Source organism: Methylosinus sp. R-45379 (assembly GCF_001644125.1).
GTDB lineage: Bacteria > Pseudomonadota > Alphaproteobacteria > Rhizobiales > Beijerinckiaceae > Methylosinus.
The window spans coordinates 57,832-71,119 of sequence record NZ_LUUM01000276.1; the positions used below are offsets into that span (position 1 = coordinate 57,832).

A 13,288-nucleotide genomic window follows, 5' to 3' on the forward strand; every position below is an offset into this window, starting at 1 on the left:
GCCGCTCACGCTTTTTCGCCGTTCACATCGAGCAGAAAAGATTAACCAAATATTACCGCCGTCGGCCCGCAAATGAAACGGGCGCGGACCGCCAATCGAAATCGTCGTTAACGCGACTGGGGGAAGATGCTCGGCGCTCCGCCCGGAGCGGAGCAAAAGGGGCGACCTGCAGCTTGGCCGCGAATCCGAAGCAATGCTTACATAAGATTGATTCGAATAAGAATACGACGCCTGATTCGACCCGGCGAGCGCAATCGCCGAGGCCACGCGCAGGCTCTCGGCGCAATCCACAGGAAAAGCGAGACTTTTCCGCGAAGGGCCGATCGGAGACGTAGAATGACGGATGGCGGAAACACCGAAGGCGCGCCCGACGCGATCGATTGGGCGTATCTCTCGCGCCAGACGATGGGCGACACGGAGCTCGAAGCCGAGCTGCTGGCGCTGTTCCTCGCCCAGGCGGGCGAGTTCGACGGCAGGCTGGCGGCGGCGGCCTCCGACAAGGCGCGCCTGGACCTCGCCCATACGCTCAAGGGCGCGGCGCGCGCCATCGGCGCCTTTGCGCTCGGCGACGCGGCCGAAGATTATGAGTCCGCCCTGACGGAGCCAGAGCGGCGGCGGGCGCTGGGCGCGCGGCTGGCCGAGGCGCAGCTGGCGATCGCGTCCCGGCTCGGTCGGTGAGGCGTCAGAGCTGGCCGCCATCGATCGATCGCACCTCCGCGGTCGAGGGCGCCCTTATGCTGGCGTTGAGCTTGCGCAGCATGATGAGGCACTGCTCCTTGACCTGCTCGTCGCGGACGGAGTCGGCGACTTTGGCGAGGTGGCAGAAGGCGATGGCGCGCTGAGAGACGATGTCCTCATATTCGGAAGGGTCACTCAGATCGACCGTATGATCGCTCGTCTCGTCGGTCATGATATGGCGGAACCTCTGGTTTGTCGCATCGGTTGCGGCGGACACTGCCGCCCAATTGTGGTCGCGGCTTGGCCGAACGCCTCGAGCGCCTTGTTCTAGCGAAAGCTTCGCTTTTCCTGGCGAAAGCGTAGCGAGAGCAGGGCCAGCCAGCGCCGCCAGAAAGACGGGCTCCAGAACATGACGGCGGCGATCTGCAGCCTCTGCTCCGCGAAAGGCGCGCCCGGCTCGGCCGGCAGCAGCGTTTTCTCCTGAGGCAGAGCGGCGAGGGCGCTCTCATCGTCCGGCATGGCGATCTCGAGATCGAAATCGGCGCGCGGACGCCTGCGCGAATAATGGAGGAGAATGAGATTGGGCACGATCTCGCGCATGCTCGATTGCGCCGTCCGGGCGAAAGCGCGCGCGCCCGCCGTGATGCGATAGACGCCGCTCTCATGGGTCGAGCGCAGCAGCAGGCCGGCGAGACGGCCGCGGCCGGGCCAGCGGCTGGCCCCCGGCCGGGCGATCTCCAGAAAGCTCCCGGAGAAGACCGTCGATGCGATCTCCACTCTGCGGCAGCGTCCCTGCGGCTCGGCCTGCGACGCGGAGACATAATCGAAAATGGGCGCGTGAAGCCGGCTCGCCCGCGGAACCGGAATGGCGCCGCCGGAAATGAGATCGGCCACGACCTTCGCGCACCGCACCGAGGCTTCCGCGGTGAGATGATGCGGATCGACGAATTGCTCGGCTCGCTCCTCGCCGAAGATCGTCGCAGGCGTCACGCAGGGGGCCACGCCATGCGCCTTCGCGATGCGGCGATAGATGCGGTCGATGCGCCGCACGCAGGCGGAGACCCGCCGTCCGCCCGTCGGGCGCGGACGCAGGCACAGGAACAGCAAGGGGACTCCGCGCTCCGCGCAATGCTGCGCGACGCTGGCCAGCGCATCGTGAACCAGCGCGGCGGTGGTGAAGCCGGCGTCCAGCAGAATGACGTCGTTGAGCGCATATTCGAAAACGACGAGATCGGGCGCCGCCTCGCCGCGCCGCTCCGCCTCGATGAGCCGCGCGAGGCCATAGAGTGAGCCGACGGCGCCGAGAAAGCGGTTGGTGATCTCATGCTCCGGCATGAGCCCCTGCAATTGGGCGGCCCAGCCGAAATAGACCCCGGCGTTGGAGCCGCCGAGCAGCATAACTCTCATATCGCCTTCCCGCTCCGGCCGATGGCCCGCCCTCTACGATGACTTCCGCGCAAAGATCGATATGGCCGGCCCGAAGAAATGATCCGGATCGTCGTGATTGGTCCGAATATCGTCGAAGCCGAGCGCCCGCAGCGCGGCGAGAAGATCGTCCCTGTCCAGCCAGCGATGATCGTCGCGCATGCCGCCGCAAAAGGCCGGATTGGCCTGCGCCTTCACATAGCTGCGCGGATAGGCGCGCACGTCGACGCCGTGAAAGGAGAGGATTTCCGGCTCCTTCGCCATGACGCTGCGCCGCGGATCGGAGAGCGGCATGGCGTCCGAGACGACATGCGTCCAGATGAACACGGCCGAGGCGCGCTGCGCGATCAGCTCCAGCAGCCGCAGCGGATCATGCTGATGATAGAGCACGCCGGAGGCGACGATGAGATCATAGCTCTTGTCGGTCTGCTCCAGCCATTTGACGAAATCGCCGAGCCAGAAGCGCGCCTTCTGCAGCCGCAGGATCTCCTTGGCGACGAGGCAGCGCATGAAAGCGAGCTGATTGGCCTCCACGGCGTCCACCACCGCGCCCGCATTCTCCAGCATATAGGTGTGGCCGGCCTCCAGCGGGCCGAGCTCCAGCACCTCGCGGCCCTCGAGCGCGCCGAAACATTCGACGGCCCAGAAAATTCGCGAATCATAATAGGTCGGCACGATGCCGGCCTTCACCGCGCAGGCCTCGGGGAATGCGGTGCTCCAGCCGGGAATGGCGTCTATGGCGTTCTGATGCGAGGGGAGCGCGTCGACATAGCGATCGAAAGTCCGCTCCTTGCGCTCGAATAATTTCAGCAATCTGTCCAAACCGAATCCGCGACCCGACATTTTTCGTTTCCATGCCCGCTCGAGCGCCCGCCGTCTTTCGACGCCGACGCCCAGAGACTCTATCTTAGCAGCGAGCGAGAAACAGGAATTGTCCGAATTTTTGCCGGCCGCGCGCTCCTACCCTCTTCGGTCGGCGGCAAGCGACGGCTCGCGCGAGGCGAACTTCGGATCGGGGGAGGGCTTTCGGCAGGCCGCCCGAGGCTGGGCCGCGGCGAAAGCCGATCTGTCAGGAGCCTCGACTTCGAGAGGCTTGGTGCGGTCGAGAGGACTCGAACCTCCACTGGTTGCCCAACTAGCACCTCAAGCTAGCGCGTCTACCAATTCCGCCACGACCGCGCCGGGGCGCTGATCGAAACCAAAGCGCCGGCAGGCGGCCCGTCTAACAAAAACCCTCCCCCATGACAAGGCGCTTCGCCTCAATGTTTTGGAAATTCGACAGGCGCGACCCGGGAAGAGGGCCGCAAGGGGGCCGCCCGCACGCTGCGGCCCTCGAGCTCCGACCTGTTGAGATCGATGCTGCGCAGGGTCTGATTGTCATAGCTCTTCACATAATAGACGCGGCCGGCGAGATCGGCGATCGACGACCATTGCGTGAACTCGAAGCGCGAGGTCTCCTGCGGGGCGACGCGCACCAGGCCCATGGGAATGTCGAAATTATTGAGGATGTGCTCGGCGAGGCGCACCGTGCCGGCTGCGTCCTTCTGCGGCTCGGCGGAGAGGGTCATGCCCACGGCGCGCACGAATCGCGACGGCGGGGTGGGGTCGCCCGGCACGCCGATGAGGCCGGAGCCGGCGCCCAGCGGGGCGAAGCTCTCCCCCGCGATCTTCAGCGGCGGCGCATCCACCGGCGAGAGCTTCACATAATTGCGCAGATTGGTGAGGTGCCAATCGAAGGAGGGGGCGTTGGTGACGACGCCGAGCGGATTCTCGTAGATTTTCAACCGCCCGCCGATCGGCTCGACGACCAGAGAGGCGCCGCTGGCGTCATGCAGCGTGTAATGAAAAGGCGGGACGATTCCGAGGGTCGGCTGCACGACATCGACGATGGCGATCGTGTCCAGCGCCGCGCGCAGCTCCTCGACACTGGCGAAATTGCCCAGCGCCCAGGTGAGGAAATCCCAAGGGGCCAGCGCATGGCCGGGATCGGCGGTCTTGGGATCGGCGTAGCCGGCGAAACCCGGAAAATAGAGAATGCCGCCGGCGAGGCCTTTTTCATTCATGCCGTCGACGACGACCGGCAGGCCGAAGGCGTTGAGCCCGGCGATCGCATAGCGGGATTTCCACCCCCAGCCGGGCTTGCCTTCCGGCCCCGTCGCCCGCGCGGCGTAGTTGCGCGGAATGACGATCGCCTCCGATTCGAGCGGAAAGCCGAACTCCAGCGTGCGGCCATAGACGCGCGCGCCATCGGCGGCCTTCAAGAGAAAGCTCGTGCAGGCCCCCGCCGGCGCGAGCGCGAGAGCCAGAGCGAGCGGCGCTAGCGCGAGCCGCCCCAATGCACGACGAAAAGACATCGCAGCCATCTTCCTCTCCGATTGATTCTTCTCGGTAGAGATAGGCGGCCGAAAAGCGAGAGCGCGCGCCGCGGCCGAAAAGCGGCGAACGGCCTCGAGGCATTATGGCGGCGAATGGGAAAATTCCCCGCAATTCTTCTCGACGTGCGCGAGCGCATAGATTTCAGCCGACATTAACCAATAAGAGCAATGCAGGCGAGGGCGAGGCTCTGTCCAGTTCGGACCAGAGCGTTATGTGCTCGAGCAATGTGTTCGTGTGTGTCAGGAGTTTTCGCGTCATGTCGGAAGTCGCTGCTGTAGCCCGCAGCCGCAGGGTCTGCCTTCGCGCCTTTTCCGCGGCCTGCGCCGCAAGCGTCGCCGCCTCGGTTCTCGCCCTCGAGGCGCGGCCCGCAGCCGCACTCGGCTATTCCGCCGAATCTCCCGAAGCAGAGGCCCCCAAGGCGCCGCGCAAGCGTGCAAAGCGCGGAACCTCCTCCGAGGCCAAGCCGGCCGAGAATGTGAGCCTCGCGCGGCCGCTATTCGCGGTGGTGTCGCTCAGCGGCCAGCACATCTCCATCTATAATCACAATGGCCTCGTCGATCGCTCGGTCGTCTCCACCGGCGTGCCCGGCCATTCGACGCCGGAAGGCATGTTCACCATTCTCGGGCGCGAGCGCTTCCACCGCTCCAATCTCTATTCCGGCGCGCCCATGCCCTTCATGCAGCGCATCACCTGGTCCGGCGTCGCCATGCATACGGGCCATGTGACCGGCCATCCCGCCTCGCATGGCTGCATCCGCCTGCCGGGCGGCTTCGCGCAGAAGCTGTGGGGCATGACCCGCATCGGCGAGCGCGTCGTCATCGCGCCTTATGATCTTTCGCCCACGGAAATCTCGCATCCCGCTTTGCCCGCGCCCAAGATGCGCTCGCCGACGGAAGCCTCGGCCGCGACGCTCGCCGACGCCGGACTGCGCGACGGCTTCGCCGACGCCGGCGCGGCGCCGCTGCTCAATCCGCGGCGCTACGCCGAGCAGCTGAAGACGAAATCCGCAGCCGACGCCGCAGCCGCCTCCAAAGCGGCGACGGAGGCCTCGCTCGCTCTCAACGCCAAGCGGCAGGAGGCCGCCCGCGCCTCCGCCGAGCTGAGATCGGCCGAAGCGGCCGAGGCGAGCGCCCGGACCAAGGCGGAGACCGCCGCCAAGGCCGCCGAGGCCGCCGCCGCCAAGCGTCAGGATGTGGCGACCGCCAAGCCGGACCTGCCCACCAATGACGGCGCCAGCCCAGCCGAGGCCGCCAAGGCCAAAGCGGACGCCGCCCTCACCGAGGCCAAGGCCCGGCTCGAAGCCGCCAAGACCGCCTATAACGCCAGCGACGCGGAAGTCGTGGAGGCGGGCCGCCGCTCCCGCGAGGCGGCGGAAGCCTCGGCCGCCGCCGCCAAGGCGGAGAAGGACGCGCAATTGCGCGCCGCGCCGATCTCCATTCTGGTGAGCAAGAAGAATCAGCGCATCTATGTGCGCCAGGGGCTGACGCCGATCTTCGAGGCGCCGGCGACGATCCGCGAGCCGGAACGCCCGCTGGGCTCGCATCTCTATATCGCGACTGCGACCGGCGAGAATGGCGCGCTGAAATGGTCGGTGCTGTCCATGCCGCCGCGCATCGCCGAGGCGCGCGCCGCGCATAAGAAGAAAGGATTGGTGGAGGAGCGCAGCGCCGCCCCGCTGGGCGCGGCCTCCAGCGCCGCCGAGGCGCTGGACCGTCTCGAGCTCTCGGACGATGTGCGCCAGCAGATCGCCGATCGCCTATGGCTCGGCGGCTCGATCATCATCTCCGATCAAGGCCCGAGCTCTGAGACCGGCGCCGTCGGCACCGATCTCACCGTAAAGTTCCGCTGAAACATTCGAATCCCGACGCGCTCTGCGCGCGTCGGGATCGAGGCCGCGGAGCCTCTTATTTCGCCTCTGTCGTGTGCTGCGGCAGCAGGGCCAGCAGCGAGGCCATTTTTGGAGCGGCGCCCGGATTCATCATGCCGACGACATGATAGCCGGCGTCCACATGCAGCACCTCGCCGGTGACGCCGCGCGCCATGGGCGAGAGCAGATAGACCGCCGTCTCGCCCACTTCCTCGATCGTCACCACGCGGCGCAGCGGGGCGTTATATTCGTTCCAGCGCAGAATATAGCGGAAGTCGCCGATGCCCGAGGCCGCCAAAGTCTTGATCGGCCCGGCGGAAATGGCGTTGACGCGAATGTTCTTCTCGCCGAGATCGGCGGCGAGATAGCGCACGGAGGCCTCCAGCGCGGCCTTGGCGACGCCCATCACATTGTAATGCGGCATCCATTTCTCGGCGCCGTAATAGGTGAGGGTGAGCAGCGAGCCGCCGTCCTTCATCAGCTTCTCGGCGCGCTGTGCGACGGCCGTGAAGGAAAAGCAGGAGATCATCAGCGACTGCGTGAAATTCTCCGCCGTCGTGTCGACATAGCGGCCGTCGAGCTGATCCTTGTCCGAGAAGGCGAGACAATGGACGACGAAATCGATCTTGCCCCACAGCTTCTCGACCTCGGCGAAGACGGCGTCGATCGTCTCCGGCTCGGAGACGTCGCAGCGGCCGACGACGGTCGCGCCGATCTCCGCCGCGAGCGGGCGCACGCGCTTTTCCAGCGCCTCGACCTGGAAGGTGAGGGCGAGCTGCGCGCCGGCGTCGGCCGCGGCCTTGGCTATGCCCCAGGCGATGGATTTATTATTGGCGACGCCGAGCACGAGGCCCCGCTTGCCTGCGAGAACGCCGCTGAAAATATTGCCGTTCGACGTCGGTTCCGGTTGCGACATGGGAGCAATGGTCCATAAATCTGCGATCGAGAGGCGGGGTTCCGCCGCCTGTCGGCAACGCCGTTGGAGGGCTACGCGCAACATGCGCGCTCAGCGCGCGCACATCGGGCGCTTCAGCGCGCGCATTTGGGCGCGCGGGCTCGGGACGTGAGGCGGGGCGCCCGAGCGGAGACGCCTTTGGCGTCGCTCGCGGCCCGACATACAAAAACAGATAAATCTCAGGGCGCGGAGATAGTCAATCGCGCCGGACTGGCATAATATCCGTGGGGAAAGAAACCGAACCAGCGCCGCGCGGACGAGGCGTCGAGGACCGCGCGAAACGGGCCGAGCGATGGGACAGGCGGAGGATTTCGACGAGACCTTGGAAAGGCTCACGCCGGGCCTGCGCCGCTATGCACGCGCGCTGCTTTCCGGCGCCGCCAATGATCTCGCCGACGAGCTGGTCCACACCGCGCTGCAGACCACGGCCAACGAAGCCGGGCGCGAGTCGACCGGCGCCGTTCTCGACCTTCGCGTCGATCTCTACGCATCCTTGACCCATGCCGCGCAACGTCGGCTGCGCTCCGCCGCGCCGCATCGTCCCTCCCTGCGGCAACCGGCGATCATGCATCGCTTGGCCGATCTCCCCTTCGAGGAGCGGGAGACGCTTCTGCTCGTGGTGCTGGAGGGCTTTACTTACGAGGAGGTCGCCCGCATCACCCGCACCGATCGGCCAGTGGCGCTGATGCGGCTGATGCGCGCGCGCTCGGCGCTGACCGCGCTGGACCGCCACCCCTCGCCGGGGGCCGACGCCGGCCGCCGGCCGGGTCCGCATCTGCGCGTCGTGAAATAAACAGGCCGCAAATGACGAGCCCCCGGGAGCATGTCGACGAGTCCGATCTGCATGCTTTCGTCGATGGCGAGCTCGACGCCGAGAATCGCCGGCGCATAGAGGACCATCTGCACAATCACGCCGAGGACGCCGCGCTGGTCGAGGGCTGGCGCCGGCAGAATGCGGCGCTGCGCGCGGCCTTCGCCCAGACGGTGAAGGAGCCCGTGCCCGCCGGGCTGCGGACGGCCTCGGTGACGAGCCTAACGCGCAGCTTCGGCTCCGGCGTCAATTGGGCGCGCTTCAGCCCCAGCAAGGGCGCCTCGCTGCGCGCCATGCGACGCTCAGACACCAGCCGCCGGCCGCCGCGCCGGCCGGCGATCATCATGTCGCTGCTGACGCTGCTCGCCGGCGCGGTGGTGGCGGGAGCGGCGCTGCTGGCCTTCACCGGCCCCGCCTCGCCGCCCTCCGCCCCGCAACGGGCCATGATCGAGCCGCCGGGGCTCGTCGCCCACGCCCAGCTCGCCTATCTGACCTTCGCGCAGGATTCGCGGCCGGTGGAGATCGGCGCCGATCGCAAGGCCGAGCTCGCGACCTGGCTCGGCGAGCGCGCCGGCTTCGGCCGCCTGCCGGACCTCGCCGATGTGGGCCTCGAGTTCATCGGCGGCAGGCTCGTTCCGGGCGTGATCTCGCCGGCGGGGCTGCTGATCTATCAGTCCGCCGCCGGAGCCCGCGCGGCGCTCTATTTCGAGCGCGCCGGCGGCGAGCGTCCCTCGGCTCCGCCCAAGACCTTGCCCGGCCTCGCCGCGGTGGAATGGCGCGCCGCCGGCTTCGCCTTCATCCTCATCGGCCCGCTCACGGCCGAGACCGCGCGCGCCGCCGCCGAAAGCGCCGCCGCCCAAGCCAGCCGTTAAAAGCCCGCGAAAAGCCGATCGCCTGCGGGGCCGATTGGCATGTTTCCTTCAACCGATCTCGCGAGCTATCGGGAGCGTCCCCGATTGGCACAGCATATCCGTGGCCCCCGCGGCCGCGGCGTCGAATTGTCTCGAAAGGAGCGGCGTTGTCCGGCAGCAGCGTGAACGGAACCGCGGAAATCCGCGCCGTCCAATATTTGCGGGCGGCCGCGGCGATCCTCGTCGTCTTCATTCATACGGGCGTCTACACCGAGCAATTCTATTGGCCGACGCCGCGCGCCTTCGGCGCCGGCGGAGTCGATCTCTTCTTCGTCATCAGCGGCTTCATCATGATGGTCGTCACCACGGAGCGGCCGATCGCGCCGCGCGCGTTTCTGGCGCGCCGCATCATTCGCGTTGCGCCGCTCTATTGGATCTTCACCCTCGCCATACTCGCCGTCTGCGTGGCTTGGCCGACGGCCATGCTGCATAATCTCGTGACCTTCGATCATGTCGCGCTGTCGCTGCTGTTCATTCCGCATTTCAATCCGCTGGAGAGCAATTACACGCCCTTCTTCAAGCTGGGCTGGACGCTGAACTACGAGATTTATTTCTATCTCGTGTTCGCGGCGCTGCTCGTCATACCCTCGCCGCGCCTGCGGCTGGCGATTCTCGCCGGCTTCTTCTCGCTGGCCACGGCCTTCTATCTCGCCTTTCTGCCCCGCGATCCGTTCCTGCACATCTATTGCAATCCGATGGCGCTCGAATTCGTCATCGGCGCCGCGGTCGGCTATCTCTATGTGAGCGGAAACATAGCGAAGATCTCGCTGCCCACGGCGGCGGCGCTCATCGTCGGCGGCCTCTTCGTCATCGTCGCCATGTTCGATGCGGATGATGTCGCCCGCGTGCAGACGGTGGGTCTCGCCTCGGCCGGGCTGCTGCTGGGCCTGCTGGCGACGGAAGCGCACGGCAAGCTCGGGCGCTCCTCCCTGCTGATGCTGCTCGGCGACGCCTCCTATTCCATCTATCTCGCGCATCCGATCGTGCTGACTCTGGCGCGCGTCGCCACGCGCGCGCTGCATCTGCCGGTCGAGCGGCCGGTCGTCGGCGTCATCGCCGTCATTGCGACGCTGACGCTCTCCATCGCCGCGGGCGTCGTCGTGCATCTCCTCATCGAGAAGCCTTTGCTCGCCGTTCTGCGTCGCCGCCTGCTGCGTCGCGCCGATGCGCGCGAGGCCGCGCCGTCCTTCGATTTCGTCACGACGCGCGCCGGCCGGCGCATGGCCGCGCTGCTGCTCTGCGCGCTCGGCGTCGCCACGATCGCCTTCGCCGAGCGAAGCCTCGCCGCCGAGCCGAAACGCGCGCCCCCGCGTCTCGTCCATGAGGAGGATTTCTCGCGCGCCGGCGGGCTCGATCAAAATTTCTGGTCCTATGAGATCGGCTTCATCCGCAATCACGAGGCGCAATATTATCGCCCCGAGAATGTCTTCGTCGCCAATGGCGCGCTGGCGCTGGAAGGCCGCGCGGAAGGCGTGCTGAACGCCCGCTACGATGGCGCCTCCAAGGATTGGACACGCTCGACGCTCACTTCGGAATACACATCCGGCAGCATTTTCTCACGCTTTTCGATGCGCTATGGCGCCGTTGAGGTGGTCGCGCGCGCGCCGAAAGGCGCGGGCACATGGCCGGCGATCTGGATGCTCGGCGGCGACGACGGCCCGCCCTATCGCGAGATCGATATAGTGGAAGCGGTCGGCAAGCATCCGAACATCGTCTTCACCAGCGCCCATGCCGGTCCGACGCTGGACGAGCTGACCAATTGGTCGGCCGAAACCAATGTGCCGACTCTGTCCTCGCAATGGCATGTCTATCGGCTGGATTGGAGCGCGGAGGCCATCGCCGTCTCCATAGACGGCCGGCAGGTGCTCTCCGTCGCGCCGCGCGGCCCGGACGATCCGCTGCGCATGCCGATGCGCATTCGCATCAATCTCGCGCTCGGCGGCTCCTGGGGCGGACAGATCGACAGAAGCGCGCTGCCGGCGCGTTTCGAGATCCGATCGATCCGCGTCTATTCCAACGAGATGTGATCGCTCCGCGTGAGAGGCGCCTATCTCAGATCATCATCGACCATCGCATGGGCGGCGGGTGGAGCGGAAACGCGCGTCCATGTCTCGCCGCTGCACAACATGCCCCAGAGGCAACCTTTCAGCGTCAATCGCGTCGGGCTGTCGACAGTGACGAAGCCGTCATAGGTCTTGCCGTCCTCGACATTGAAGATCTGGCCGGCCCAATGATTGGGGCCGGTCTGCGTGGCGCCACGAAGAATCACCGCGCCTATGGAGGAGCGATCCTCGGCGTTTTGCGCGGCGACAACCTTGGCGCACAGCTTGCCGTTCTCGCAATCATAGAAGCTGAACCGCACGCCGCCTTCCGGCCGCAGCCAGACGCCGCGCGGATCATTGGACGAGGCGCCGGCCGCAGGACCGCACGCCAGAGCGGCCGCGGCCAGCAGCGCCGAAGGCGCGAGAAGCGCGAGGGCGAAAGAGCGTGTCATGTCGATCCTCCTTCTGTTGGAGAGGGAGGATCGACGAGCATGATGTCGAATCTTCGGCCGCGACGCCTCAGCCGTTGGCGAAGACGAAGAGCGCGACCGCGAGCGCGCCGAGCGCTGTGAGCGCGAGCTGAACCTTGCCCCACAGCTCGATCGACTTGCGCGCGTCGGCGCCGTCCTCGGCCGAGATCAAGGCGAGAATGCGGTTGTCGAGCGGCGAGACCGCATAGAACATGAAAGGCCAGGCGGCGACGATCACCGCGGCGCCGGCGAGCCAGCGCGCATCGTCGGAAGTCTTATAGTCGATGAAGCCGAGAACGGCCGAGAGGAGCGAGAGGCCGGCGAGCAAGGCGAAGCCGCGATGATCGGACGTCTCCCACTCCTTCATGAGCGATTTGTCGTCGAGCTTCAGCCGCGCGGGCTGCTCGACGAAATTGACGTAGAGAGACGCCCCCGTGAAAGCGCCGGCGACGGCGAGCGCGAGCGAGCCCGTGACCATGAGGCGATCCTCCGTTCGAACTGCGACAGAGGATATATAAGCTCTAGTTTCGGGAAACGAAGATCGCGTTTCCCGCCAATGCGGCGGGAAACGCGCCGAGGTCACGCGGTTTCGATCGCCTCTTCGTCGCAGACGATGCGGGAATTGCTCTCCGCCTCCGCCGCCACGTCGAATTTCAGCGGCTCGATCTTGGCCGTTTGCGTCTCGCGCTCGGTGAAATGGTCGAAGAAGAGGCGCATCGTCTGGCTGATGCCGAAGGGATTTATGCGCCGCACATCCTCCCGATAGAAACGCGCGACATTGGGCGGCGCCGTCGCGACGTCATAGGAGGGGAAATAAGCGATATTGGGCCGCGCGCGCACCACCTCGTCCGCCGCCGCGCGCAAAATCGCCTTGATCGCCGAATTGGCCTCGAGCACATGGCGATCCTCGTAAGTGGCGATGATGCCGACCGGCGAGACCGTGAGAATGATGCGCGCATTCGCATTGACGGAACGAATGCGATCGACGGAGGCGAGGAAGTCGCGCACCACTTCCGAGACGGTCATATTGTGGAAGGCGAAGACGGACGGATCCCACACGCCGCCGGCGACGCCGGGCGCCTGCTGCAGCACTGCGCCATCGCTGCGGCAGCGCCAGGATTCGGTATGGCCGAAGGTGAAGACGAAGACGTCCAGCGTCTCGAACATTTTGCGCACGGCGGCAAAATGCCGCTCGCGCTCGGCCAGCATGTCCTCGATCGTGTCATAGCCGTCCGGCTCTATGCTCGGGCGGAAAGGATCGACGATGCGGCCGTCCTCCTGCCGCACCCAATGCACGAGCTCTGGCTGGAACTTCCCATAGGCGCGGTCGAACAGCTGGAGCAGCGCCGTCGTGGTGTAGAGATTGCCGTAGCGGCAGGAGTACATCGAATAATTGCGCCGCTCCGCCTCGGCGGCGGACATGCCCTCCGGCGGCTGCTCGGCGAGATAATAGTGGTACCCGCTGGCCTTTAGTTTCTGGGCTATTTCTTGCGCGAAACAACTCCCGCCGGTCGCCACTCTGTCTTTCAGCGAGATTTTGAACGGCGTGGAGAGAATGGGGTCGATCGCGAAGGGCGGCGTCTGCGTCACCGCCTTGCGCCAGAAGCGATGGTCGGGTAGGGAGCTATAGGGATGTTCCGCCAATTGTCGGTCTCCTGGAAAGCCGCCGGCCGTATGGCTCGTCGAGTCGGGTTCATCTAAGACGCGCGGTCCGCCCTCACAAAGGCGAGAACAGCGCGCCGGAATGGGATGA

13 protein-coding genes and 1 tRNA gene are annotated in these 13,288 nt (G+C 66.2%); 5 read left to right on the plus strand and 9 right to left on the minus strand.

Going from position 1 to position 13,288, the window contains the following annotated elements:
• Positions 1-336: 336 nt before the first annotated feature.
• A complete protein-coding gene (locus A1351_RS18210; RefSeq protein ID WP_064033636.1) occupies positions 337-678 on the plus strand; it encodes an Hpt domain-containing protein in 342 nt (113 codons plus the stop codon).
• Positions 679-682: 4 nt separating this feature from the next.
• Here the strand turns inward: A1351_RS18210 and A1351_RS18215 are convergent, their stop codons facing one another.
• From A1351_RS18215 to A1351_RS18235, 5 genes are all read right to left on the minus strand, one after another.
• Positions 683-910, minus strand: a complete 228-nt coding sequence (locus A1351_RS18215) for a hypothetical protein (RefSeq protein WP_018267247.1) — start codon at positions 908-910, stop codon at positions 683-685.
• A 95-nt stretch (positions 911-1,005) separates the two neighbouring features.
• On the minus strand, positions 1,006-2,085 hold the full coding sequence (locus A1351_RS18220) for a hypothetical protein (RefSeq protein ID WP_157096370.1): 1,080 nt from the start codon (positions 2,083-2,085) through the stop codon (positions 1,006-1,008).
• Positions 2,086-2,118: 33 nt separating this feature from the next.
• Positions 2,119-2,946, minus strand: coding sequence for a bifunctional 2-polyprenyl-6-hydroxyphenol methylase/3-demethylubiquinol 3-O-methyltransferase UbiG (locus A1351_RS18225; protein ID WP_064033638.1), 828 nt, complete (start codon positions 2,944-2,946; stop codon positions 2,119-2,121).
• Positions 2,947-3,197: 251 nt separating this feature from the next.
• Positions 3,198-3,282 (minus strand) — tRNA-Leu (locus tag A1351_RS18230).
• An 80-nt stretch (positions 3,283-3,362) separates the two neighbouring features.
• Positions 3,363-4,457, minus strand: coding sequence for a choloylglycine hydrolase family protein (locus A1351_RS18235; protein WP_064033639.1), 1,095 nt, complete (start codon positions 4,455-4,457; stop codon positions 3,363-3,365).
• Between the two features lie 278 nt (positions 4,458-4,735).
• Between A1351_RS18235 and A1351_RS18240 the strand changes: the two genes are divergently transcribed.
• The gene (locus A1351_RS18240) at positions 4,736-6,328 is read left to right on the plus strand and encodes a L,D-transpeptidase family protein (RefSeq protein WP_024878201.1); all 1,593 of its coding nucleotides are present in this window, start codon (positions 4,736-4,738) and stop codon (positions 6,326-6,328) included.
• Positions 6,329-6,383: 55 nt separating this feature from the next.
• Here the strand turns inward: A1351_RS18240 and fabI are convergent, their stop codons facing one another.
• On the minus strand, positions 6,384-7,262 hold the full coding sequence (fabI, locus tag A1351_RS18245; protein ID WP_024878200.1) for an enoyl-ACP reductase FabI: 879 nt from the start codon (positions 7,260-7,262) through the stop codon (positions 6,384-6,386).
• A gap of 331 nt (positions 7,263-7,593) precedes the next feature.
• Here fabI and A1351_RS18250 point away from each other — a divergent pair, with 331 nt between their 5' ends.
• From A1351_RS18250 to A1351_RS18260, 3 genes are all read left to right on the plus strand, one after another.
• Positions 7,594-8,094, plus strand: a complete 501-nt coding sequence (locus A1351_RS18250) for a sigma factor-like helix-turn-helix DNA-binding protein (protein WP_024878199.1) — start codon at positions 7,594-7,596, stop codon at positions 8,092-8,094.
• Between the two features lie 11 nt (positions 8,095-8,105).
• Positions 8,106-8,984 (plus strand): anti-sigma factor, encoded by an 879-nt coding sequence (locus tag A1351_RS18255; RefSeq protein ID WP_024878198.1) that lies wholly within the window; start codon positions 8,106-8,108, stop codon positions 8,982-8,984.
• Between the two features lie 146 nt (positions 8,985-9,130).
• Positions 9,131-11,050, plus strand: coding sequence for an acyltransferase family protein (locus tag A1351_RS18260; protein ID WP_064033640.1), 1,920 nt, complete (start codon positions 9,131-9,133; stop codon positions 11,048-11,050).
• A 20-nt stretch (positions 11,051-11,070) separates the two neighbouring features.
• Here A1351_RS18260 and A1351_RS18265 read toward each other — a convergent pair whose 3' ends face one another.
• The 3 genes from A1351_RS18265 to A1351_RS18275 all read right to left on the minus strand — a co-directional run bounded on the left by A1351_RS18265 (position 11,071) and on the right by A1351_RS18275 (position 13,179).
• Positions 11,071-11,517, minus strand: a complete 447-nt coding sequence (locus A1351_RS18265) for a DUF2147 domain-containing protein (RefSeq protein ID WP_024878196.1) — start codon at positions 11,515-11,517, stop codon at positions 11,071-11,073.
• Between the two features lie 67 nt (positions 11,518-11,584).
• Positions 11,585-12,013, minus strand: coding sequence for a DUF1772 domain-containing protein (locus A1351_RS18270; protein WP_018267257.1), 429 nt, complete (start codon positions 12,011-12,013; stop codon positions 11,585-11,587).
• Positions 12,014-12,114: 101 nt separating this feature from the next.
• Complete coding sequence (locus A1351_RS18275; RefSeq protein WP_064033641.1) at positions 12,115-13,179, minus strand: GSCFA domain-containing protein; 1,065 nt, start codon at positions 13,177-13,179, stop codon at positions 12,115-12,117.
• Positions 13,180-13,288: the final 109 nt, after the last annotated feature.